Below are 23,741 nucleotides of genomic sequence, written 5' to 3' on the forward strand. Positions count from 1 at the left end.
ATGGAATTCAAGGAATATCCCGACCGCGAGATGCTGGCGCTGTCGCTGGCCGATCGCATCGGATCGCAGCTGGCGCAGCATCTGCGTGGCAATCCGGGCGCGACGCTCTGCGTTCCGGGGGGCACTTCGCCCGCGCCGGTCTTCGAGACGCTGTCGGGTGCCCAGCTGGAATGGAACCGCGTCACCGTCCTTCTGGGCGACGAGCGTTGGGTGGACGGCACGCACAAGCGGTCGAACACCCGGCTGCTGCATCGCCACCTGCTGAAGGACAAGGCCGAGGCCGCCAATTACATCGACCTGTTCACCGGCGACGAAACCCCCGATCAGGCGACCGAAGGGCTGGCCGAACGGATCGCGCCGGCGCTGCCGCTGACGGTGCTGCTGCTGGGCATGGGCAACGACATGCACACGGCCAGCCTGTTCCCGGGGGCCGATCACCTGAAGGCCGCGATGGCCTCCGATGCCCCCATGCTGATGCCGATCCGCGCCGATGGCGCCGAAGAGCCGCGCATCACCCTGACGCGCCCGGTCCTGGCCGACGCGCTGAACACGCATGTGCTGATCATGGGCCCGGAAAAGCGCGAGGCGCTGGAACGCGCGATGAAGCTCGACCCGATCGAGGCGCCGATCCGCGCCTTCCTCGATGCCGCGACCGTGCACTGGGCCGAATAAGGAAAGCCGAGATGACCGATTTCTGGAACCGCCTCAAGGATTACCGCGCAGCCCAGGGCGACGCGCGGATCGAATCGCTGTTCGACGCGGATCGTGCGCAGGAATTCACCGCGCAGGCCGACGGGCTGGTCTTCGACTATTCGAAGACCATGATCGATGCCGGCGCCCGCAAGATGCTGCTGGACCTTGCGCGCGACGCGCAGGTCGAGGCGCGGCGCGAAGCCATGTTCACCGGCGAGAAGATCAACGAGACCGAGGGCCGCGCGGTCCTGCACACCGCCCTGCGCAATCTGGATGCCAGCGTCACGGTCGATGGCCGCGACGTGATGCCCGAGGTGCGTGAAACCCACGCCCGCATGAAGGCCTTTGCCGATGACGTGCGTTCGGGCGCATTCACCGGGCAGGGCGGCAAGATCACGGATGTCGTCAATATCGGCATCGGCGGGTCGGACCTTGGGCCGTTCATGGCGGTGCTGGCGCTTGCACCCTACCATGACGGGCCGCGCACGCATTTCGTCAGCAACGTGGACGGTGCGGATATCGCGGACACGCTGAAGGGTCTGAACCCGGAAACGACGCTGGTGATCGTCGCCTCCAAGACCTTCACCACCATCGAGACGATGACCAATGCCCGCACCGCGCGCGATTGGATGGCGGCGAAAGTGTCCGAGCCTGCCGCGCAATTCGCGGCGCTGTCCTCGGCCGTGGACAAGACCGCCGATTTCGGCATCGACGGATCCCGCGTCTTCGGCTTCGAGGACTGGGTCGGCGGGCGATACTCGGTCTGGGGTCCGATCGGTCTGTCGGTCATGCTGGCCGTGGGGCCCGAGGATTTCGATCGCTTCCTGGCGGGTGCCGCGGCGATGGACGCGCATTTCCGCAGCGCACCGCTGGCGCAGAACCTGCCCGTGCTGCTGGCCCTGACCGGGATCTGGCATCACCAGATCTGCGGCTATCCGACCCGCGCGGTGCTGCCCTATGACAACCGCCTGATCCGTCTGCCCGCCTATCTGCAGCAGCTGGAGATGGAATCGAACGGCAAGCGCGTGGCGATGGACGGCAGCGACCTGCCCGTGGTGTCCGGCCCCGTCGTCTGGGGCGAACCCGGCACGAACGGTCAGCACGCCTTCTATCAGCTGATCCACCAGGGCACGATGCCCGTCCCGGCCGAATTCATCCTGGCCGCGAACGGCCACGAGCCCGATCTGGCCCATCACCACATCCTGCTGGCCGCGAACTGTCTTGCGCAGTCCGAGGCGCTGATGCGCGGGCGCTCGCTGGACGAGGCGCGCGCCCTGATGGAGGCCAAGGGCCTGACCGGCGACGAGCTGGAACGCCAGGCGCGTCACCGCGTCTTCCCGGGCAACCGGCCCTCGACCACGCTGCTGATCGACAAGCTGACGCCCTATGCGCTTGGCCAGATCGTCGCGCTCTATGAACATCGGGTGTTCGTGGAAGGCGTGATCCTGGGCATCAACAGCTTCGACCAGTGGGGGGTCGAGCTGGGCAAGGAGCTGGCACTGAAGGTCGAGCCGCTGCTGAAGGGCGAAGACGCCCCCGGCCATGACGCCTCGACCGAGGCGCTGGCGGGCCTGATCCGCCAGATGCGGGGCTGAGAACGCGAAGGGGGGCCATGGCCCCCCTTTTCCTTTGCGGACCGAGCAGCTAGGTCTGAACCCGATACAAGCGGGGTTCTTCCATGGCGTTCTTCACGAAACTGCGCGAGCGGCTGACGCGCTCTTCCTCGAAGATCGGAGAGGGGCTGGACGGGATCGTGTCCGAGGATGCGGCGCCCGAGGCGTCCATTCCCGAAGCACCCGCCCCCGAGGTTCCCGTCCCCGAACCGGAAGCGGACAAGCCACAGATCGCCAAGCCCGCGACGGCGGGCATCGTCGGTCGCCTGTTCGGCGGCGGCAAGGTCGAGGAACCGCGCCGGGCGCTGGATGACGACATGCTCGAGGATCTCGAGGACATGCTGGTCCAGGCCGATCTGGGCGTCGAGACGGCGCTGCGCGTCACCGCCAACATCGCCGAAGGGCGCATGGGCCGCCGCGTTTCCGCGACCGAGCTGAAGGAGCTTCTGGCGACCGAGATCGGGCGCATCATGGCCCCCGTTGCGCGTCCGCTGCCGCTCTATGCCAAGAAGCCGCAGGTCGTGCTGGTCGTGGGCGTCAACGGCGCGGGCAAGACCACCACCATCGGCAAGCTGGCCAGCCAGTTCCGCGCGGCGGGCAAATCCGTCGTGATCGCGGCGGGCGACACCTTCCGCGCGGCTGCGGTCGAACAGCTGCAGGTCTGGGGCGACCGCGCGGGCGTGCCCGTCATGGTCGCGCCTCATGGCAGCGATCCCGCCAGCCTTGCCTGGGACGCCATGGTCAAGGCCGAGGCCGATGGCGCCGATCTGCTGATGATCGACACTGCCGGACGCCTGCAGAACCGCCAGGACCTGATGGAGGAGCTGGCCAAGATCGTTCGCGTCATCCGCAAGAAGGACCCCGAGGCCCCGCACAACACCCTTCTGGTGCTGGATGCGACCACGGGCCAGAACGCGCTGAACCAGGTCGACACGTTCCAGAAGCTGGCCGACGTGTCGGGCCTCGTGATGACCAAGCTGGACGGGACCGCGCGCGGTGGTGTGCTCGTGTCGCTGGCCGACCGCTTCGGCCTGCCCATTCACGCCATCGGGGTGGGCGAACAGATCGACGATCTGGATGCCTTCGACGCGGATGAATTCGCGCGCGCCCTCGTCGGGCTCTGATCCGGGGCGACCAGCGGCTTGGCGTTCTTGGCGTGACGCCGCTGCAGACCGCGCGCCTGCTGTCCGCGCAGGATGGGGCGGGCGGGTTCGATCTGCCTGCCCGCAATCAGCGACATGATCTGGGCCCGGGCTGCGGGGGCCAGGCTGCGCATCGCCTCGGGGCCGGGCAGCAGGCTCTCGGCCAGGGCACCTTCGGCATCGAGGATGTGATGGTCGCGCAGCAGCAGGTGCCAATAGATGACCGAACGGGCCCGCCGCATGACCTCGATCCCCGGCATTCCGACCAGGTGCCTGATCGCGACCAGCATCTCGGCCGATCCGCCCATGCGTTTGGCGACGGCCGACCGGATCAGGACCCGATGTTGCGGCGACAGGACCAGATCCCGGGCGGGCTGACCGCAACCAAGCGCACCGGCCGCGACCCTGATCGGGCGCCGCTGCGGGGCAAGGTCCAGATCCGACGGCCCGAGGATCTGCATTCCGCGCCATTTCAGCCGTTGATACCCTGCATCCAGCGTCCACAGCCGGTCGCCGGGGCGCAGATCCTGAACCGGACATGGCCCCGCATCGGTCGCGATCAGCGTTCCTTCCGCAAAGCACAAGGGCGTCGCCAGCCCATAGATCAGCGTGCTGGGATTGGACGTGCCGATCGTCCGATTGCCGGAGAAGCGATAACTGTTCCCAAGTTCGAAGACCGGCAGCGACCCGTCTGCCGCGGGAACGGGGATGAGGATCACCGAGTATCGCTGACCGACCTCCTGCCCGAAGGCGTCGTTGTCCCGCACGGGAAACATGGTCACGAACCGTTCGCCGTCGGGGCCGGTGATGAACCCGCCAGAGGTCGCGATGATACCCGTCCCGGCCGGAAGCACCGTCTGCGCGGTTCCGTGTGTCAGCGTGACGTCATGGGTCAGCGTCTGCTGATTTTCCGCGGGCGAGTAATAGGGATGCTCGAAGCTCGAATCATCGTCCTCGATCCCGATGACTTGCGTGGTTGCGCCGGTCATTTCGATCGAGGCGTAGGACCCGCTCCAGGGGGCATAGCTTGCGCCGTTGGTCCGGATGGCGGTCGGCATCGTCAGTATCGTGATCTTGTATTCCAACCCGCCCGTCCATCCCTGCCCATTCCCCCTCCGTGCGCCCGAGCGCGCGGTCCGCGCAAAACGATAGGGTAAGGCAGGTTAATGGGGCGTTAAGCAGGCTGGGGCAGCGGCGCAGAGACACCGCGCTCGCGGTAAGGGGTGCTGCCATATTGCGCGCGGTAGCATTTGGAGAAATGCGACGGACTGGAGAATCCCGAAGCCAGCGCGATCTCGATGATCGACAGCTCGGTCTGCATCAGCAGGTTGCGCGCCCGCGCCAGTCGCGTCTCCATGTAGTACCGTTTCGGGCTGCGGTTCAGGTAACGGCGGAACAGCCGTTCGAGCTGGCGCGTGGACATGCCCGCATCGGTTGCCAGCTGGGCCGGGCTGATCGGTTCTTCCAGGTTCGCCTCCATCCGCGCGATGACGGCGGCAAGGCGCGGATGGCGCACCCCGATCCGCGTGGGGATCGACAGGCGCTGGCGATCCTGATCGGTGCGGATGGCGGTGTGCAGCATCTGGTCGGCGACATCGGCGGCCAGCGCGTCCCCATGCGCCTCGGCGATCAGATGCAGCATCAGGTCGATCGCCGATGTCCCGCCCGCCGCCGTCAGGCGGTTGCCGTCATGGACGAAGACGCTGCGGAACAGATCGACCTGCGGAAAGGCCTCGGCAAAGCCGTCGTGGTTTTCCCAGTGGATCGTGGCCTTGCGACCGTCCAGCAGCCCCGCCTCGGCCAGAACCCACGACCCGGTGCACAACGCGCCCAGCTGTGCGCCCCCTCGGGCCATCCGGCGCAGCCATGACAGCACGGGGCGCGTCGCCTCGCGCGCGATTTCGGTTCCGCCGCAGATCAGCACGACCTCGTCCCGGCCGGGGGTGGGGCCGTCCATGGTCAGCCCGCCATCCAGCGCCACGGCGGTACCGTTGGAACAGACCGCCCGGTCGCCGTTCGGCCCGACCAGCCGCCACGAATAGAGCTGCTGCCCCGCCTGACGGTTCGCCAGGCGCAGGGGCTCGATCGCGGCGGTGAAGGGCAGCATCGTGAACCGGTCGAGCAGCAGGAAGGTGAAGCGGCGGGGGGGCGTGATATGCATGGGTGGTCCGGGCTGAACGTGTATCAGGCAGCCAATCAGCCTTTGACTGCCCCCGCAAGAATTTCCGTCCATGGCCGGACCCGGGCCGAAACCTTGCCCGCAAGGTCAGCAAAGACTTTCCCTGAGTGGCATTCGCGGCTATATCGATCCGACCATTTTTTCCAAGGAGCGTATCAAGATGACGCAGGATAATCGCAAACCCGTCGCCACCCAAACCTGGGACAAGGCCGGCTGGCGCGCCTATCCCCGCGTCCAGATGCCGGATTATACGAATGCCGACGCGCTGTCGGCGGTCGAATCGCAGCTGCGCCGCCTGCCGCCGCTGGTCTTCGCGGGCGAGGCACGCCGCCTGAAGGCGCAACTGGCCGAAGTGGGCGCGGGTCGCGGCTTCCTGCTGCAGGGCGGCGATTGCGCCGAAAGCTTCCAGGAATTCAGCGCCGACAACATCCGCGACACCTTCAAGGTGATCCTGCAGATGGCGGTCGTGCTGACCTGGGGCGCGCAGATGCCCGTCGTCAAGGTCGGCCGCATGGCGGGCCAGTTCGCCAAGCCGCGCAGCGCGGCGACCGAAACCGTGAACGGGGTCGAGCTGCCCAGCTATCGCGGTGACATCATCAACGGCTTCGACTTCACCCCCGAGGCCCGCATCCCCGATCCGCAGCGGATGCTGTCGGCCTATACCCAGGCGGCCGCGTCGCTCAATCTGCTCCGGGCATTCTCGACCGGCGGGTTCGCCGACATGCACCGCGTCCAAAGCTGGATCGCCGATTTCGTGGGCGGCCCCGAGGCCGCGAAGTATCGCGACATCGCGGGCCGGATCAGCGACGCGATGGCCTTCATGCAGGCCGCCGGCGTGAATTCGGACACCGCGCATCAGCTGTCCAAGGTCGATTTCTACACCAGCCACGAGGCGCTGCTGCTGGAATACGAAGAGGCGCTGGCCCGCATCGACACCACGACCGGAATGCCGGTCGCGGGGTCGGGCCACATGATCTGGATCGGCGATCGCACCCGTCAGCCCGACGGCGCGCATGTCGAATTCGCGCGCGGCGTGCAGAACCCGATCGGCCTGAAATGCGGCCCCTCGACCTCGGCCGAGGATCTGAAGGTGCTGATGGCCAAGCTGAACCCGGAAAACGAGGCCGGTCGCCTGACGCTGATCGCGCGCTTCGGTGCCGGTCAGGTGGGCGATCACCTGCCGCGCCTGGTCAAGGCCGTCAAGGAAGAGGGCGCGAATGTCGTCTGGTCCTGCGACCCGATGCACGGCAACGTCATCAAGTCCTCGACCGGCTACAAGACGCGGGCCTTCGATTCGATCCTGCGCGAGGTTCGCGAGTTCTTCGGCGTCCACGCGGCGGAAGGCACGATCCCGGGCGGCGTCCATTTCGAGATGACGGGCCAGGACGTGACCGAATGCACCGGCGGCGTCCGTGCCGTCACCGACGAGAACCTGTCGGATCGGTATCACACCGCCTGCGACCCGCGCCTGAATGCCAGCCAGTCGCTGGAGCTGGCCTTCCTGGTGGCCGAGGAGCTTCGCGCGCGTCGCGAAGGGGCCGAGACCGCGGACATCGCCCGCGCGGTCTGATTTCAGGTCATTGCCACAAGAAAGGCCCGGGCGATCCGTCCGGGCCTTTTCATTTGGTCGCTGCGATCACTTCCAGCGTCGATGGATCCAGAACCACTGGCCCATGTGCCGCCGCACCAGCTGTTCCAGATCGTCGTTCAGCGCCTGCATCATCACGCGGGGCTCGTCCTTGGCGATCGGGGCGCCGACATGGACGCGAAACCCGATGCCGTCGGGCTGCCGGATGCCCGCGATCGGGACCAGCAGCGCGTCATAGCGGTTTGCAAGCTCGGCCGGGGTCAGCACGGTCTTGGTCGGCAGATCGAAGAAGCGCAGCTCGGCACCGCTGCCGTCATGCTGATCGAAGCCCAGGGCAAGCCACCCGCCACCGCGCAGAAAGCGCAGCATCGCCGCCAGCCCGGCCCGACCGCGCGGAAAGAGCGGCTCGGAGATCGCCTTGATCGCCGGGACGTAATGCATGTTGAACGCTTCGTTGTTCATCGGACGGAACAACGCGCCGACGGGATAGCCGCGACCGGCCAGCGCCGCGCGCATGGCATCGTAATTGCCGAAATGCGCGCAGGCCAGAATGACCGGGCGGTTTTCCTCTTGCGCGGCAAGAAGGGCGGGCAGGCCCGGGCCTTCCAGCGGGTCGGCGTCGTGAATGCGGGCGGTGAACTCGTCGCCCGAATATATCTCGGCGATGGATCGGCCCGCATTGTCGGGCACGGCCCGGACGATCTCCTCGATCTCGGGTTCGGACAGGTCGGGCCGGGCCAGGGACAGGTTGTCCCTGATCCGCCGCCGCCAGCCCGCGACCGGGGCGATCACGCGCGAGAATATCCACCCCGTCACCGGGATGCGTTTCTCGTAGGGCAGAAGCCCCGTGGCGCCGACCACCGTCAGGAACACCCGGTTGGCCAGCCTGTCGATCAGCGTCGGTCCGTCTTCGCGCATCAGCCCTTCCTTGCGGCACGCGCCTCGCGCGACCAAACGTAAAGTCCGGCGATCACGATAATCGCAGCCCCCCCGATGGTCCAGAGATCGGGGATCTGCCCGAAGAACATCCAACCCCAGACGCCCGCCCAGATCAGCCCGGTATAACCGAAGGGGGCCAGCACGCCCGCCTCGGCGGTGCTGAAGGCGCGGACAAGCAGGTACTGGCTTGCGGTGCCGAAGATCGCCAGCAGCCCGAAGGCCCAGAAATCCGACGGCGCGACGGGTTCCCAGACGAAAGGCAGGATCGCGCTGAACAGGATCGTGCCGATCACCGCCGACCACATGACCGAGGTGGTGGGCGTATCCGCGCGGGTCATCCGCGTCAGAAGCGCACCTGCGGCAAAGGTGAAGGCCCCCGCCAGCGGCAGCAGCGCCGCGGGCTGGAACACCCCCGCACCGGGACGGATGATGATCATCGCGCCGATCAATGCAGCGACGATGCCCGCGATCCTGCGCGGCCCGACCTTTTCGCCAAGGAACAGCGCGGCGCCCAGTGTGATCAGCACCGGGTTCAGATCCATGATCGCCGTGGCCTCGGCCAGCCCGATATACTGGATCGCGGTGAAGAACAGCCCGACCGACCCCATCTGGGTCAGCGCGCGCGCGAATTGCATCGAAGGATGCCTGCTGCGCATGGCAGGCAGGACGCCGCCGCGGAATATCGCCAGCAGGATCAGAAGGTTGCCGGTAAAGCGCCACCAGATGACCTGCATCGGGTGATAGGTCTGCGTCAGGTATTTTGCCGTCGCATCCATCAGCGTGAAGCCAAGGATCGCACCCAGGATCAGGGCGATCCCCATGGCCTGTTCCGACCGGGGACGGAAACGCCCCCCGTCGCGGCCCATCAGGGCGAAGCCGCGTGCAAGCACTCTCATGCGGGCAGGGGGCTGCCGGGGCGCGAACGCCCCGACGGTCCCGATCGCACTGGGATCACAGAAGCGCCTTGGCGCGTTCGACCGCAGCCTCGGCGGTGATCCCGAAATGCTTGTACAGCTCGGGTGCCGGACCCGATGCGCCAAAGCCGGTCATGCCGATGAAGTCCGATTTCGCCTCGGTTCCACGCTCGCCCAGCAGCAGCCAGTCCCAAGGCTGACGCACGGCGGCCTCGATCGCGATGCGGACGGTGCCCGCAGGCAGGACCTCTTCGCGATAGGCGGCGGGCTGGGCGCGGAACAGCTCCATCGAGGGGACCGAGACGACGCGGGTCGGGATGCTGTCGGCCTCCAGCGCGTCGCGCGCGGTCACGGCCAGTTCGACCTCGGAGCCGGTGGCCATCAGCACGACCTTGGGCGTGTCGCTGGCCTCGCGCAGGACATAGGCACCCTTGGCGGTCAGGTTCTGGCGGATATCCTCGCGCAGCAGCGGCAGGTTCTGACGCGACAGGGCCAGCACCGAAGGCGCGCTGTCATGCGACAGGGCGATCTGCCAGGCCTCGGCGGTCTCGATCTGGTCGGCGGGGCGGAAGGTCAGCGTGTTCGGCGTCGCACGGCAGATGGCCAGATGCTCGACCGGCTGGTGGGTCGGGCCGTCTTCGCCAAGGCCGATGCTGTCATGGGTCATGACATAGACGACCGGCAGCCCCATCAGCGCCGACAGGCGCATCGACCCGCGCGCATAGTCGGTGAAGGTCAGGAACGTGCCGCCATAGGGGCGGAAGCCGCCATGCAGCCAGATGCCGTTCATCGCGGCGGCCATGCCGTGTTCGCGGATGCCGTAATGCATGTAGCGGCCCATGCGATCCTCGGCGTTGAACACGCCCATCTCGCCGGTCTTGGTGTTGTTCGACCCGGTCAGGTCGGCCGAGCCGCCGAAATTCTCGGGCATGCTGGGGTTCAGCGCGGCCAGCACGTTCTCGGACGCCTTGCGGGTCGCGACCTTCGGCTTCTCGTCGCGGGTCTTCGACTTGAACTCGTCGATCAGCGTGTCCAGCTTGGGGTTCACGCCATTGCCGATGCGGCGGCTGAACTCGTCGCGGTGATCGGTCGACAGCGCATCGACGCGGGCACGCCATTCGTCATGGGCGGCGGCACCGCGGGTGCCGATCTCGCGCCATGCGGTCATGATCTCGTCGGGGATGGCGAAGGGTTCGTCCGTCCAGCCGTAAGCCTCGCGCGTGGCCGCGATCTCGTCCTTGCCCAGGGGCGAGCCGTGGGCCTTGTTCGTGTCGGCCTTGTTCGGCGCGCCGAAGCCGATGATCGTCTTGCAGTCGACCATGGTCGGGCGGCCGTCGCTGTTGGCGGCCTCGGTCAGGGCGCGGTCGATATCGGCGGGGTCGTGACCGTCGCAGGACAGCACGCGCCAGCCCGAGGCGGCAAAGCGCGCATGCTGGTCGGTCTTGTCCGACAGGCTGACGCGGCCGTCGATGGTGATGTCGTTATTGTCCCACAGCACGATCAGGCGACCCAGCTGCTGGGCGCCGGCCATGGCGATGGCCTCTTGGCTGATGCCCTCCATCAGGCAGCCGTCGCCGGCGATGACCCAGGTGCGGTGATCGCACAGACCCTCGCCGTATTCGGCGCGCATGGCTTCCTCGGCGATGGCGAAACCGACCGAGGTGGCGATGCCCTGGCCCAAGGGACCGGTCGTCGTCTCGACGCCCTCGACATGCTCGTATTCCGGGTGGCCCGCGGTGATCGCGTCCAGCTGGCGGAAGTTGCGGATCTGGTCCAGCGTCATCTGTTCGTAGCCGGTCAGGTGCAGCAGCGAATAGATCAGCATCGAGCCGTGGCCCGCCGACAGGATGAAGCGGTCGCGGTCGAACCAGTGCGGCGCACGCGCGTCGAATTTCAGGTGGTTGCGGAACAGGACGGTCGCGACATCGGCCATGCCCATCGGCATGCCGGGGTGGCCGGAATTCGCGGCCTCGACGGCGTCCATGGACAGCACGCGGATCGCGCTGGCCAGTTTCCAGTGGTCGGGGTTGGCAGAGCGGCGTGCGGCGATATCCATTGGCGATCCTTGCAGCAGATGTGTTTGCGGATTTGTTAGGCGTCACGGCCCGCCGTTGCAAGCGGCGCGCCGAATAACTTGTCACTCGTCCTGGGGACGGGTCGGTGCCAGCGGGCGGACACGCAGGCGGGTGATGCGGTTCTCGCGCCGGGTCACCACCTCGAAGCGATAGCCGTGGAAGCTGAAGACCTGCCCCTGTTCGGGGATGGACTGCGCCATGTGGATCACCAGGCCCGCGACGGTATTGGCCTCGTCGTCGGGCAGGGTCCAGTCCAGCTGACGGTTGAGGTCGCGGATCGTCATGCCCCCGTCGACCAGGTAATCGCCCTGCGCATTGGGCTTCAGCGTCTGGTCGGCCTCGGTGTCGTGTTCGTCGGCGATCTCGCCCACGATCTCCTCCAGGATGTCCTCCAGCGTCAGCAGGCCGCGCAGGCTGCCATATTCGTCCACGACCAGTGCGAAATGCGTCCGGCGCTTCAGGAATTCGCGCATCTGTTCGTCCAGCGCGCTGGTTTCCGGCACGAAATAGGGCGGCATCGCGACCGACATGATGTCGAAGCGCTGCGCGGCGGTGCTGTCGCCCGCCTCGCGCATGGCCCGGTTCACGGCGCGCAGCAGGTCCTTGGCATGGACGACGCCCACGATGTTCTCGCGTTCGTCGCGGAAGACGGGCAGGCGGGTATGGGGGCTGGCCAGCACGGTATCCAGGATCTTCTCGGGGGGCATTTCGGCGTCGATCATCTGGATCTCGCTGCGATGGCGCATGATCTCCTCGACGGTGCGGTTGCCCAGATCCAGCGCGCCCAGCAGGCGGTCGCGATCCTCCTTGTGGACCGAGCCCTGGGCATGGCCGATGGAGAGCGCACCCGCGATCTCCTCCTCGATCGAGAACATGTGCGTGCCGGGATCGGTGCGCAGCCCGAAGATGCGCAGGATGCCGCGGACGATGGCGCGCACGACGGTCACGATGGGCGACAGCAGGATGGTCAGGACCCGGATCGGGCGGGCGACGAGGCTTGCGACCTTCTCGGGGGCCGAGATGGCATAGCTCTTGGGCATCACCTCGGAGAAGATCAGCACCAGGATGGTCATCACCAATGTCGCGATGGCGACGCCGCTGCTGCCCAGAAGCCGCGTGAACAGCGCCGTCGCAAGGCTGGCGGACAGGATGTTGACGACGTTGTTGCCCAGAAGGATCGCGCCGATCAGGCGTTCGCTGTCCTCGGACAGGGCCAGTGCCGCCGCCGCGCCACCATCGCCCTTGTCGGCCTTCGCCCTCAGCTTCGCGCGGCTGGAGGCGGTAAGCGCCGTCTCCGAACCGGAGAAGAAGGCAGACATGGCCAGAAGGATCACGATGGCTGCGCCGGTGATCCAGATCGCGGCGTCGAAACTACTCGAAGGGTCGTCCATGGGGTCCGTTCATCTGAGAGAGGGTTAGTAGTCGGGGTCAGGCCCGCCAACGCGGGCCAGCGGGTGGTGGTTCAGCACGAGGTCCTTCATGCGTTCGTCCATCACATGGGTATAGATCTCGGTCGTGCCCAGATCGGCATGGCCCAGCAGCATCTGGATGCTGCGCAGATCGGCGCCGCCCTCCAGCAGATGCGTGGCGAAGGCGTGGCGCAGCACATGGGGCGTGACGCGGGCAGGGTCGATCCCCGCCGCGACCGCGATCTGGTTCAGCATGCGCCCGAAGCTCTGGCGCGGGATATGCCCCTCGGCCCCGGCGGCCGGGAACAGCCAGCGCCCGGCCGGCCCCGCGACCAGCCGCCCCAGGGGCGATTTCTCGGGGGCGTTGTCGCGCCGTTCCAGCCAGTCGGCCAGCGCCCGGCGGGCCGGACCGCCCAGGGGAAGCAGGCGATCCTTGTTGCCCTTGCCCCGGATGACCAGGACCTCGGGGTTGCCGCGGCAGCCTTGCACCGGCAGGCCCACCAGTTCGCTGACGCGCATCCCGGTGGAATAGAGCAGCTCCAGCAGGCAGGTGTTGCGAACGGCATCGGCCGGGTTGCGCGCGATCGTCGGCGCGGCCTCGAGCAGGGCCGCGATCTCGTCCTTGGTCAGGGTCTTGGGCAGGCTGCGGGCGCGGCGCGGGCCGCTGATGCGGATGGCGGGATCGTCCTCGCGCCAGCCTTCCTCCAATGCGAAGCGGGTGAACTGCCGGATCGAGGACAGCCGCCTTGCGCGCGTGGCCCGCGACAGGCCCTGCGCATCGCAATGGGTCAGGTAATCCTCGATGATGTCGCGGGTCAGGTCGGACAGCGAACGACCGCGACGGTTCAGCCAGTCGGCAAAGTCGCGAAGGTCGCGGCCATAGGCCAGCAGCGTGTTCCGCGCAGCCCCGGCCTCGGCCGCCTGGGCATCCAGGAATGACGATATGGCAGAGTAATCCCGGCTCATGGTCGTTCCGTCCCGATACTGTCCAGCAGGATGATCTGACGCCTTGCGCGGGCGGCATCCTCGGGCAGGCCAAGCGCGATCAGCATCGCGATGCCCTTGGCCGCGCGGGCCATGTCGCCTTCGATCGCGGCGTCGATATCGGCCATCGCGGTCAGCAGCTCCTCGCCCTTGCGTGCGGCTGGGGCGGGCGGGATCTGGGCGGTCAGATCGGCGGGCGGGGCGGGCAGCGGTGCCTCGGACAGGCCCTGCCACTGGCGCAGCAGGCGCGCGGTCTCGGATGCCTCGTCCATGGCATGGGCGGGCGGTTCGGGCAGATCCGCCGCGATCATGCCGGCAAGGATGTCGGCCATGCCCGCGGCGCGGAACACCTCGGCGCAGCGGATCAGCGCCGCCCCGTGATCGCCCGCAGCCAGCGCGGCGTCCAGATCGGCCAGCGCCTCGGCCCGGTCCCAGACCCCGCCCGAGGCCGCGGGCGGCTGTTCGCCATAGATATGGCGCAGGCGCGCGGGCGACAGCGCACCGGCGCGCGCCAGCCGTTCGGCGGCCTCCAGCCGGGCCTTGAAACCGCTGTTCAGGCGCAGGTCCGATTGCGCGAAGGCCACGGGCAGGGGCGTCGTGGGCAATGGCTGGCCGATCGCCTCGAAGATCCGAAACTCCAGCGGCGACAGGTTCTGCGGCGGGGCCAGCGTGTCGGGGCTGTCCACATAGGCATCGTCGAGGAAATGCGTCAGCAGCACCGCCTCTCGTTCCTCGATCAGGCCCAGCATCTCGGCGCCGTGCAGGCTGACGGCGGCGGCGGACCAGTCGCCGGTCTGCGCAAGACAGAAGATCCGCGCCGCGAAGCTGGGGGCGATGCCCGGGGTGCCGTTCATGATCGCGCAGGCGCGGCTTTCGTCGCCCTCCAGCAGGGCGATGTCGAACATGCGGCGAAAGATCTCGGGCTCTCCGGGTCCTGCGGCCAGCAGAAGGCCCTGCGCATCGTCCAGCGCGCCCATGTCCAGCAGCCGGTCGGCACGGGCCAGGAACAGCTGCCCCTGCGCGTCGTCCGCCGGTTGGTCGGGGGCGGCCAGCTGCGCCGTCAGCACGCGCGACAGCAGCCCCTGCATGGATTGCAGGCGTGCGGGGGTTTCCAGAACCATCCGGGCCAGGGTCGCGGAATCGCTGCCGGACCACAGATCGAAGGGCAGGCCCGCGCGGCGCGGGCTCTGGGTGCCGGTCGCGTCGGGATTGCCGTGATCCAGCCGGGTGACCGATACCGCGCCGACCGTGCCGCTTTCGGCGACGGGGCTGGGTCGCGGGCCCTTGCGGACCGGGGGTCGCGCATCGCCCGGACGCCAGGCCGAGCTTTCGCGCACGGGGCCGCGCACGCTGCCCGACAGCCAGTCGCTGGCCGATAGCGGCTGATCCTGCGCGCCGGCCTGCAGGGGCAGGGCCGTCAGCAGGATCGCCGCGGCCAGGCCTCTGCGCAATGCGGGTCTGCGATCACTCACCCTCGGCCGTGTCCCCGTCCAGTGCCAGCGGCATGCGCACTTCGCTGCGGGTGGGGGCCATGTCGCCGAAATAGGCATACCCGGCCAGCCCCGCCAGAGCAGCCAGAATCAGCACCACCAGAATCTTCAGTTTCCGCATTGAAATCGCCTTTGCTCGCGCCGGGAATCGTATCGTGAATGGTCGGTCTGTTGCCGACCCGCGCCGAATATATATGGCAATTTCCGAAAGATCACGTCATTCAGTGGCCCGGTCAAGAAAGGCGTCGGCGATGAAGCGACTTCAGCGGCATATCGTGCTGATCGGCATGATGGGGGCGGGCAAGACCGCCATCGGGACCGAACTGGCCCGGCGCCTGCGCGTGCCCTTCACCGATTCCGACGCCGAGATCGAGGCCGCGGCCGCCATGTCCATCTCGGAAATATTCGCCCGCGACGGAGAGGATTTCTTCCGTGCCCGCGAAACCGAGGTTCTGGGCCGCCTGCTGGCAAGGCCCGCGGGCATCGTCTCGACCGGCGGCGGCGCCTGGATGCGCCCCGAGAACCGGGCGATCGTCGCGCGCAGCGGCTTCTCGGTCTGGCTGGATTGCGACCCCGAGGTGCTGTGGAACCGCGTGCGGCAGCGCCCGACGCGTCCGCTGCTGCAGACGGCCGACCCGAAGGGCACGCTTCTGGGCCTTCTGGCCGAACGCAGGCCCGTCTATGCGCAGGCCGATCTGCGCTTTCATTCGCAGGGCGGCGACAGCATCGATGCCACCGCCACCCGCCTGTCGGCCGCGTTGCGCGAAGCCGATGCCACCCTGTTCGAGGATTGATCATGCCCCAGCCCGTCACCGTCCATGTGCCCCTTGGCGACCGCGCCTATGACGTGGTCATCGGCGAGGGGCTGATCGCGGATGCCGGTGCCCGCATCGCGCCGCTTCTGGCACGCCCCCGCGTGGCCATCGTCACCGACGAGACCGTCGCCCCCCTGCATCTGGGCCGCCTGACCGACGCGCTGGATGCGGCAGGCATCGACAGCGTGTCGCTGGCCCTGCCCGCGGGCGAGGGCACCAAGAGCTGGCCGCATCTGACGCGCTGCGCGGATTGGCTGCTGGAACAGAAGGTCGAACGCCGCGACGTGGTGATCGCGCTTGGCGGCGGGGTCATCGGTGACCTGGTGGGCTTTGCGGCATCCATCCTGCGGCGGGGCGTCCGCTTCGTGCAGATCCCGACCACGCTTCTGGCGCAGGTGGACAGCAGCGTCGGCGGCAAGACCGGCATCAATTCGACCCATGGCAAGAACCTGGTCGGCGCGTTCCACCAGCCGTCGCTGGTGCTGGCCGATATCGGGGTTCTGGACACGCTTCGGCCCCGCGACTTCCTGGCTGGTTACGGCGAGGTCGCGAAATACGGGCTGCTGGGCGATCTGGACTTCTTCGAATGGCTCGAGGTGAACGCCCCCCTGTTGCAGGACGATCTGACCGCGCGCCAGCATGCCATCGCGCATTCCGTCGGCATGAAGGCGGGGATCGTCACGCGCGACGAGACCGAGCAGGGCGAGCGCGCGCTGCTGAACCTGGGCCACACCTTCGGTCACGCGCTGGAAAAGGCCACCGGCTATTCCGACCGGCTGCTGCATGGCGAGGGGGTGGCCATCGGCTGCGCGCTGGCCTTCGACCTGTCCGCGCGGATGGGGCTGTGTTCGCAAGAGGCGCCAAGCCGCGTGCTGGAGCATCTGCACCGCATGGGCATGCCCGCGCGCCTGTCGGACATCCCGGGCGATCTGCCGGGCGATGACGACCTGATCGCGCTGATGGGGCAGGACAAGAAGGTCGTGGACGGCCAGCTGCGCTTCGTCCTGGCCCGCGGCATCGGAGAGGCCTTCGTCTGCGACGATGCCGTTCCCGAACTGCTGCGCGCGGTGCTGGCCGACGCGCGTTAGGCGCGCAGCATCGCCTCGACCATCTGGTCGGCGATGCGCGTGGTGGTCTGCCCTTCGGCCCGGGCCCGGGTCAGCATCTCGTCCACGCGGCCCGCGATGGCGGTCAGGCGTTCCAGGCGCCAGCCGTCGGGCTTGCCGTGGATCTCCGACGCGACGCTGATGATGCCGCCCGCGTTCACGACGTAATCGGGCAGATAGGTGATGCCGCGTTCGACCAGCAGATCGGCGATGTCGTCGGTCGCCAGCTGGTTGTTCGCCGCCCCGCAGACCAGCCGCGCCTGCATGCGACCCACGCTGTCCGCGTCCAGCACGCCGCCAAGCGCGCAGGGCGCGAAGATGTCCATCGTCTGGTCGAAGACCTGATCGGGCGCGATGACGGTGGCGCCGAAACGGGCCTCGGCCTCGGACAGGGCGTCGGCATGGATGTCGGTCACGATCAGCTTCGCGCCCGCGCCGTGCAGCTTGTCGGCCAGCGACATGCCGACATGGCCCAGCCCCTGCACCAGCACGCTGCAGCCCTGGAGGTCGTGCAGCCCGAAGACATGGGCCGCCCCGACCTTCAGGCAGCGGAACACGCCCTCGGCGGTCCAGGGCGACGGATCGCCCGACGCGCCCGACAGGCCCACGGCAAAACGCGTCTCCTCGGCTGCGTGGGCCATGTCCTCGGTCGAGATGCCCACATCCTCGGCCGTCCAGTAGCGCCCGCCAAGCGATTGCACCGCACGACCGAAGGCGCGCATCATCGCGGGCGTCTTGTCGCGGCGCGCATCGCCGATGATGACCGACTTGCCACCACCCAGATCCAGCCCCGCCATCGCGTTCTTGTAGGTCATCCCGCGGGCCAGCCGCGTCACGTCGTGGATCGCATCCGCGTCCGAGCCATAGGGCCACATCCGGCAGCCGCCCGCCGCCGGGCCCAGAACCGTCGAATGCAGGCAGATCAGCGCGCGCAGGCCCGCATCGGCATCTTCGGCCAGAACGAGGCGTTCGAAGCCCTCGGGGCGGTCGAGTTCGGTCAGGGAAAGCGCCATGGGATGGTCCTGTCTGCGGTCTGGTTTCCGGGCAGAAAGCGCCGCCGGGCGCTTGCGTCAAGCGCAGGATCATTCGCAAAGGGCAGGGGGCCGACGTGAAACTTTCGGCAAGGGGCGTCGCGACGTCCGGCAACATCGCGCGTGTCGGGCGCAAACGGGAAAGGGCGGCCCGATGCGGGGCCGCCCTTGTGTGATTCGCGGTGGCAGGGTATCTCAGAACGGGATCTCGTCGTCGTATTCGGCACGGCCGCCGCCGCCCTGCGATCCGCCCGACGAGGACGGACCCGAATTGTAGTCGTCGTAGCCGCCGCCATAGCCGCCACCCTGGCTGCCGCCGCCCATGCCGCCGCCACCGCTGCCGCCGCCTTCGCCGCGGCCGTCCAGCATGGTCAACGTTCCGTTCAGGCCGCGCAGCACGATTTCGGTGCTGTAGCGGTCCTGACCCGACTGGTCTTGCCATTTGCGCGTTTCCAGCGAGCCTTCGACATAGACCTTGCTGCCCTTGCGCAGGAAGCGTTCGACCACGTTCACCAGCCCCTCCGAGAAGATGGCGACGGTGTGCCATTCGGTCTTCTCGCGGCGTTCGCCGGTATTGCGGTCCTTCCACTGTTCCGAGGTGGCGATGCGCAGATTGGCGACCTTGCCCCCGTTCTGGAAGCTGCGGATTTCGGGGTCGCGGCCCAGATTGCCGATCAGGATGACCTTGTTGACGCTGCCTGCCATGGCTGAATTCCTCGGGTGATGTGTTTGACAGACCGTCTAACGCAGGGCCACCGGGGGCTGCAAGCGAAACGCCGCGCGGGATCCTTCGCCCGTCTGGTCTGGGCGGCCAAATGATGTATAGTGCGATACAGATCCGGCAACGGACAAAGTCGAGAGAACGAGGGCAAGATGATCAAGATCGGCCATTCCGTGAAGGCGGCGATGTGCGTGCTCCTTGTGGCGGCGACCCCTGTCGCGGCCGAGGGGCTGCGTCTTTCGGGAAGTTCATCCAAGTCGCGGGCGGAACAGTTCGCCCGGCAGACCCGCCTGATGGACAACCGCCTGGCCACGCAGTACCAGGGCTCGCGCCGTCTGCAACCAAGCGCCGCCGACCAGGCCGTCGCCGCCGCGCTGACCCCCAGCATCCCGCGCTATACCGGGCGCCGGACCGAATACCTGCCGCATGCCCGCGCGGCCGCGCAGCGCAACGGCATCCCCGAGGATCTGTTCCTGCGGCTGGTCCAGCAGGAATCGAACTGGAACCCGAACGCGAAATCCCACAAGGGCGCGATGGGCCTTGCGCAGCTGATGCCCGGAACGGCGGCCAAGCTGGGCGTGAACCCCAACGATCCGGTCCAGAACCTGAACGGCGGTGCGCGTTACCTGCGGATGATGTACAATCAGTTCGGGAACTGGAACCTGGCGCTTGCGGCCTATAACGCGGGGCCGGGCGCGGTCCAGAAATACAACGGCATCCCGCCCTATCGCGAGACGCGGAACTATGTCCGCATCATCGCGGGCGGTTGATGCGAACAGGGGCCCCGCGGGGCCCCTTCCTCATGACTTCAGGCCCGTCCTTTTCAGCAGGCCCTTGCGCTTGGCTTCGTAATAATAGCCCTGCGAATACCATTTGACGGTGGCGTCCGGGTCGCCTTCGGCCACCAGCCACGCGCCGCGCAGGTATTTCACGCCGTATCGCAGGTTCGTATCCGCATCCAGCAACCCCGAGGGTGCCCCGCGATAGCCCATGGTCCGTGCCGTCTGCGGATGGATCTGCATCAGCCCGTAATAGGGACCGTTGCGAACCCCCGGCCGGTGCTTGGATTCGCGGATGACGATGCGCTGCACGATGGATGACGGAATGCCGTAATGCCGCGCCCAGAAATTGATGCGCTGGCGGATGAATGGCGTCTCGTTCGGATAGAGACCGCTGCCCCGAAGGGCGGCCGGGTCGCGATCGGGCGATCCTCCGCAGGCGGCCAGCGCCAATGCCGAGAGGATCAGACCGCGGCGGCCCAGCCTGGGGGTGACGGGGGGCAGTGCCCCCCATCCGCGCAATGCGCGATCACGCATGGATGGCGCCGCTGCCGCAGGCCAGTGCCGCCTCGCGCACGGCTTCCGACACGGTCGGATGCGCATGGCAGGTCAGGGCCAGATCCTCGGCCGAGGCACCGAATTCCATCGCCACGCAGACCTCGTGGATCAGGTCGCCCGCCGACGGGCCGATGATGTGGCAGCCCAGGATGCGGTCGGTTTCGGCATCCGCGATCAGCTTGACGAAGCCTTCGCCCAGGAATTGCGCCTTGGCGCGGGCATTGCCCATGAAGGGGAACTTGCCAACCTTGACCTTGCGGCCGCCTTCCTTGGCGGCGGCTTCGGTCAGACCGACCGAGGCGACCTCGGGGGTGGTGTAGATCACGCTCGGGATGACATCGTAGTTCACGTGACCATGCTTGCCCGCGATCACCTCGGCGACGGCCATGCCCTCGTCCTCGGCCTTGTGGGCCAGCATCGGACCGGGGACCGCGTCGCCGATGGCATAGACGCCCTTGACGCTGGTGGCCCAGTGACCGTCCACCTTGATGTAACCGCGATCGGTCATCTCGACGCCCAGGGCATCGAGGCCCAGCCCGTCGGCATAGGGGCGGCGACCGGTCGAAACCAGCACCACTTCGGCCTCGATCTGCTGTTCCGAACCGTCCTTCTTCAGCTGGTAGCTGACGGTCGCGCCGTCATCGGATGCGGTCGCACCCTGGACAGCCGCGCCCAGCACGAATTTCAGGCCCTGCTTGGTCAGCGTCTTCTGCAGCTGCTTTTGCACCTCGGCATCCATGCCGGGGGTGATGACGTCCAGATATTCGACCACCGTCACCTCGGCGCCCAGGCGACGATAGACCGAGCCCAGTTCCAGCCCGATCACGCCCGCGCCGATGACGACCATGGATTTCGGGATCTTGGGAAGCGCCAATGCGCCGGTGGAATCGACGATCACGCCCTTTTCGTTGTCGATTTCCAGCCCCTTCAGCGCCGAGGGGACCGAGCCCGAGGCCACGACGATGTTCTTCGCCTCGTGGACGGTGTCGCCGACCTTGACCTTGCCGGGGGCCTCGATGCTGGCCCAGCCCTTGATCCAGTCGACCTTGTTCTTCTTGAACAGGAACTCGATCCCGCCGGTGTTGGAATTCACGGTGTCCTGCTTGTAGTCCTGCATCTTGGACCAGTCGACTTCGACATGCGCGCCCATCAGGCCCATCTTCTCGAAGTTCTCATGGGTCTCGTGCAGCATGTGGCTGGCATGAAGCAGCGCCTTGGACGGGATGCAGCCCACGTTCAGGCAGGTGCCGCCAAGCGTTTCGCGGCCTTCGACACAGGCAACCTTCAGGCCCAGCTGGGCCGCACGGATGGCGCAGACATAGCCGCCGGGACCGGCACCGATCACGATCAGATCATACATGAGAATTCCTTTCCTTCGGATCCGCGTGGCACCGCCCGCGGGCATATTTCAATGGCCGGTCAGATCAGCGCGGCGAGGATCATCAGAACCGTCGCCGCCATTCCGACCACCCAGATGATCGAGCGTCCAGGGACCCAGCCCCGGACATAGGCGGGCACATAGAGAATGCGCGCACCAAGATAGATCCACGCCATGAGCGCGGTGAAGAAGCTGCCCTGCTGACCCATCGTGACGACCACCACGGCAAGGGTGAATATGATCAGCCCCTCGAAATGGTTGTTCATCGCGCGCTGCAGGCGTCCGGCGCGACCGGGCAGGGGCTGGCCCGCCACCTCGTCGCGCGGGCTGAAGGCGACGCGGCGGCCGACGGTCTTCTGCGCCTCGATGGAAAAGGCCACGAACTGGCCGAATTGAAGCAGCCCGGCCAGGGCCAGCACCGTCAGTTCAGGCGTCATGTCACGCGGTCTCCAGGAAATGGGCATCGGTCGCGGTCACGCCCGCCTGGGACGCGAAGACCGCGGCGGCGCCGGACAGCCAGTCGCGGGCGGCCTTGGCGTCGTTCACCTCGAACAGCGCCCAGGCATGGCCCGCATCCTCGGTCCACAATTGCAGCAGGGACAGGCCCGCATTTCCCCGATCCTCGGTATCCGCGTCGAAGGCGGTCCGGAAACCGGTGTAATCCTGGATGCTGTAACGGACGATAAGCTGCATGGCACTGCCTCGCATGTGGCGACCCGGTTGTCGGGGCCGACAGGGGTGGAACCGGGCGCGGACGCCCCGTTCCTTTGGCTGGGTCATCGCCGCGCCCGTGTCAAGCGCGGCAATCCCGGATCACAGATCCATCAGCAGGCGACGGGGATCTTCCAGCGCTTCCTTGACGCGCACGAGGAAGGTCACGGCGCCCTTGCCGTCGACGATGCGGTGGTCGTAGGACAGCGCCAGATACATCATCGGACGGATGACGATCTGACCGCCGACGACCATCGGACGTTCCTGGATCTTGTGCATGCCCAGGATGCCCGACTGCGGGGGGTTCAGGATGGGCGAGGACATCAGCGAGCCGTAGACGCCGCCGTTCGAGATGGTGAAGGTGCCGCCCTGCATCTCGGCCATGGACAGCTTGCCGTCGCGGCCCTTCTTGCCCAGTTCGGCGATCTCTTTCTCGATCGCGGCAAAGCCCTTCTGCTCGGCATCGCGCAGGACCGGAACGACCAGGCCCGAAGGCGTGCCGACGGCGACGCCCATGTTGACATAGTTCTTGTAGACCACGTCAGTGCCGTCGATCTCGGCATTGACCTCGGGGACTTCCTTCAGCGCGTGGCAGCAGGCCTTCACGAAGAAGGACATGAAGCCCAGCTTGACGCCGTGCTTCTTCTCGAAGGCGTCCTTGTATTCGCTGCGCAGGCCCATGATGCCCGACATGTCGACCTCGTTGTAGGTCGTCAGCATGGCGGCGGTGTTCTGCGCATCCTTCAGGCGGCGCGCGATGGTCTGACGCAGGCGCGTCATCTTCACGCGTTCCTCGCGGGCGCTGTCATCGACGGATTTCGGCGCGGCGGGGGCGGCCTTCGGCGCGCTGCCGGCCTTGGCCACGTCTTCCTTCATCACGCGGCCGTCGCGGCCCGAACCCTGCACCTGGTCGCGGTCGATGCCCTTTTCGGCCATCGCCTTCTTGGCGGAAGGGGCATCCTCGGGATCGCGGGGCTTCATTTCCTCGGGGCCTGCGTTTTCCAGCACGGTCTCCTGCGCGTCCGACTGCTTGGCCGGGGCCGCGCCGCTGCCGCCTTCGGTGATGACGGCAAGCTTGGCCTTGGCATCGACGGTCGCGCCTTCCTCGGCCACGATCTCGGCCAGGACGCCGGCGGCGGGGCTCGGAACCTCGACCGAGACCTTGTCGGTCTCCAGCTCGCACAGCATCTCGTCGGCCTCGACGCGGTCGCCGGGCTTCTTGAACCAGGTTGCCACGGTGGCTTCGCTGACGCTTTCGCCAAGCGAGGGGACCATCACGTCAACGGATTTGCCGCTCATCTTCTCTTCTTCCTCGGGTTTGGTATCGGCCTTGGGCTGGGCCGGCTTGTCCTTGGGGGCGGGGCTTGCGCCCGCACCCGCTTCGTCGATCTGCGCCAGAAGGGCATCGGGGCCGACCGTCTCGCCTTCGGCGGCGACGATTTCGGCCAGGGTGCCTGCTGCGGGGCTGGGAACCTCGACGGTGACCTTGTCGGTCTCCAGCTCGCACAGCATCTCGTCGACCTCGACGCGGTCACCCGGCTTCTTGAACCAGGTGGCGATGGTGGCCTCGGTGACGGACTCGCCCAGGGCGGGCACGCGGACTTCGGTGGTCATCG

The 23,741-nt window shown here is 67.4% G+C and carries 23 protein-coding genes; 7 read left to right on the forward strand and 16 right to left on the reverse strand.

The window, feature by feature from the left end; genetic code table 11:
• From pgl to ftsY, 3 genes are all read left to right on the forward strand, one after another.
• Window positions 1–672 (forward strand): 6-phosphogluconolactonase, encoded by a 672-nt coding sequence (pgl, locus tag KO490_RS12650; RefSeq protein ID WP_216020148.1) that lies wholly within the window; start codon window positions 1–3, stop codon window positions 670–672.
• 11 nt (window positions 673–683) lie between these two features.
• On the forward strand, window positions 684–2,288 hold the full coding sequence (gene pgi, locus KO490_RS12655) for a glucose-6-phosphate isomerase (protein WP_216019778.1): 1,605 nt from the start codon (window positions 684–686) through the stop codon (window positions 2,286–2,288).
• 83 nt (window positions 2,289–2,371) lie between these two features.
• Complete coding sequence (gene ftsY / locus KO490_RS12660) at window positions 2,372–3,430, forward strand: signal recognition particle-docking protein FtsY (RefSeq protein ID WP_216019779.1); 1,059 nt, start codon at window positions 2,372–2,374, stop codon at window positions 3,428–3,430.
• Here ftsY and KO490_RS12665 read toward each other — a convergent pair.
• Together KO490_RS12665 and KO490_RS12670 are read right to left on the reverse strand one after the other, a co-directional pair.
• Window positions 3,346–4,533 carry a Hint domain-containing protein gene (locus tag KO490_RS12665; protein WP_216019780.1) on the reverse strand — a complete coding sequence of 396 codons (1,188 nt, stop codon included), beginning with the start codon at window positions 4,531–4,533 and terminating at the stop codon, window positions 3,346–3,348. The genes ftsY and KO490_RS12665 overlap by 85 nt on opposite strands.
• Window positions 4,534–4,622: 89 nt before the next feature.
• The gene (locus KO490_RS12670) at window positions 4,623–5,609 is read right to left on the reverse strand and encodes a GlxA family transcriptional regulator (RefSeq protein ID WP_216019781.1); all 987 of its coding nucleotides are present in this window, start codon (window positions 5,607–5,609) and stop codon (window positions 4,623–4,625) included.
• A 178-nt stretch (window positions 5,610–5,787) separates the two neighbouring features.
• Here KO490_RS12670 and KO490_RS12675 point away from each other — a divergent pair, with 178 nt between their 5' ends.
• Entirely contained in the window at window positions 5,788–7,197 is a 1,410-nt protein-coding gene (locus KO490_RS12675; RefSeq protein WP_216019782.1) for a class II 3-deoxy-7-phosphoheptulonate synthase, read from the forward strand.
• A gap of 66 nt (window positions 7,198–7,263) precedes the next feature.
• Here KO490_RS12675 and KO490_RS12680 read toward each other — a convergent pair whose 3' ends face one another.
• The 7 genes from KO490_RS12680 to KO490_RS12710 form a co-directional block, all read right to left on the reverse strand.
• On the reverse strand, window positions 7,264–8,133 hold the full coding sequence (locus tag KO490_RS12680) for a lysophospholipid acyltransferase family protein (RefSeq protein ID WP_216019783.1): 870 nt from the start codon (window positions 8,131–8,133) through the stop codon (window positions 7,264–7,266).
• Window positions 8,133–9,050: a DMT family transporter gene (locus KO490_RS12685; protein WP_216019784.1), complete on the reverse strand. Its 918-nt coding sequence runs from the start codon at window positions 9,048–9,050 to the stop codon at window positions 8,133–8,135. Before KO490_RS12685 ends, KO490_RS12680 begins: the two co-directional genes overlap by 1 nt.
• 55 nt (window positions 9,051–9,105) lie before the next feature.
• Window positions 9,106–11,124 carry a transketolase gene (gene tkt / locus KO490_RS12690; protein ID WP_216019785.1) on the reverse strand — a complete coding sequence of 673 codons (2,019 nt, stop codon included), beginning with the start codon at window positions 11,122–11,124 and terminating at the stop codon, window positions 9,106–9,108.
• 81 nt (window positions 11,125–11,205) lie between these two features.
• Window positions 11,206–12,534, reverse strand: a complete 1,329-nt coding sequence (locus KO490_RS12695; RefSeq protein ID WP_216019786.1) for an HlyC/CorC family transporter — start codon at window positions 12,532–12,534, stop codon at window positions 11,206–11,208.
• Window positions 12,535–12,558: 24 nt separating this feature from the next.
• Window positions 12,559–13,518, reverse strand: a complete 960-nt coding sequence (locus KO490_RS12700; protein WP_216019787.1) for a site-specific tyrosine recombinase XerD — start codon at window positions 13,516–13,518, stop codon at window positions 12,559–12,561.
• Complete coding sequence (locus KO490_RS12705; protein ID WP_216019788.1) at window positions 13,515–15,008, reverse strand: hypothetical protein; 1,494 nt, start codon at window positions 15,006–15,008, stop codon at window positions 13,515–13,517. The genes KO490_RS12700 and KO490_RS12705 overlap by 4 nt, the downstream gene beginning before the upstream one ends.
• Window positions 15,001–15,147, reverse strand: a complete 147-nt coding sequence (locus tag KO490_RS12710) for a hypothetical protein (RefSeq protein ID WP_216019789.1) — start codon at window positions 15,145–15,147, stop codon at window positions 15,001–15,003. The genes KO490_RS12705 and KO490_RS12710 overlap by 8 nt, the downstream gene beginning before the upstream one ends.
• Window positions 15,148–15,220: 73 nt before the next feature.
• Here KO490_RS12710 and KO490_RS12715 point away from each other — a divergent pair, with 73 nt between their 5' ends.
• Complete coding sequence (locus KO490_RS12715; protein WP_216019790.1) at window positions 15,221–15,820, forward strand: shikimate kinase; 600 nt, start codon at window positions 15,221–15,223, stop codon at window positions 15,818–15,820.
• 2 nt (window positions 15,821–15,822) lie between these two features.
• Window positions 15,823–16,929: a 3-dehydroquinate synthase gene (gene aroB, locus KO490_RS12720; protein ID WP_216019791.1), complete on the forward strand. Its 1,107-nt coding sequence runs from the start codon at window positions 15,823–15,825 to the stop codon at window positions 16,927–16,929.
• Here the strand turns inward: aroB and KO490_RS12725 are convergent.
• Complete coding sequence (locus KO490_RS12725; RefSeq protein WP_216019792.1) at window positions 16,926–17,960, reverse strand: Glu/Leu/Phe/Val dehydrogenase dimerization domain-containing protein; 1,035 nt, start codon at window positions 17,958–17,960, stop codon at window positions 16,926–16,928. The genes aroB and KO490_RS12725 overlap by 4 nt on opposite strands.
• A 213-nt stretch (window positions 17,961–18,173) precedes the next feature.
• Window positions 18,174–18,683: a single-stranded DNA-binding protein gene (gene ssb, locus KO490_RS12730; RefSeq protein ID WP_216019793.1), complete on the reverse strand. Its 510-nt coding sequence runs from the start codon at window positions 18,681–18,683 to the stop codon at window positions 18,174–18,176.
• A gap of 168 nt (window positions 18,684–18,851) precedes the next feature.
• Between ssb and KO490_RS12735 the strand changes: the two genes are divergently transcribed.
• Window positions 18,852–19,469, forward strand: coding sequence for a lytic transglycosylase domain-containing protein (locus KO490_RS12735; protein WP_216020149.1), 618 nt, complete (start codon window positions 18,852–18,854; stop codon window positions 19,467–19,469).
• A gap of 30 nt (window positions 19,470–19,499) precedes the next feature.
• On the opposite strand, the gene KO490_RS12740 is transcribed toward KO490_RS12735, so the two are convergent.
• The 5 genes from KO490_RS12740 to odhB form a co-directional block, all read right to left on the reverse strand.
• Window positions 19,500–20,015: a lytic transglycosylase domain-containing protein gene (locus tag KO490_RS12740; protein WP_216019794.1), complete on the reverse strand. Its 516-nt coding sequence runs from the start codon at window positions 20,013–20,015 to the stop codon at window positions 19,500–19,502.
• Window positions 20,008–21,402, reverse strand: a complete 1,395-nt coding sequence (gene lpdA / locus KO490_RS12745) for a dihydrolipoyl dehydrogenase (protein ID WP_216020150.1) — start codon at window positions 21,400–21,402, stop codon at window positions 20,008–20,010. Before lpdA ends, KO490_RS12740 begins: the two co-directional genes overlap by 8 nt.
• Window positions 21,403–21,455: 53 nt before the next feature.
• Window positions 21,456–21,851, reverse strand: a complete 396-nt coding sequence (locus tag KO490_RS12750; protein ID WP_216019795.1) for an MAPEG family protein — start codon at window positions 21,849–21,851, stop codon at window positions 21,456–21,458.
• A gap of 1 nt (window position 21,852) precedes the next feature.
• On the reverse strand, window positions 21,853–22,107 hold the full coding sequence (locus KO490_RS12755) for a hypothetical protein (RefSeq protein ID WP_216019796.1): 255 nt from the start codon (window positions 22,105–22,107) through the stop codon (window positions 21,853–21,855).
• Window positions 22,108–22,227: 120 nt separating this feature from the next.
• Window positions 22,228–23,739 (reverse strand): 2-oxoglutarate dehydrogenase complex dihydrolipoyllysine-residue succinyltransferase, encoded by a 1,512-nt coding sequence (gene odhB / locus KO490_RS12760; RefSeq protein ID WP_216019797.1) that lies wholly within the window; start codon window positions 23,737–23,739, stop codon window positions 22,228–22,230.
• Between the last annotated feature and the right edge of the window lie 2 nt (window positions 23,740–23,741).

The organism is Paracoccus sp. C2R09 (genome assembly GCF_018860625.1).
Taxonomy (GTDB): domain Bacteria; phylum Pseudomonadota; class Alphaproteobacteria; order Rhodobacterales; family Rhodobacteraceae; genus Paracoccus.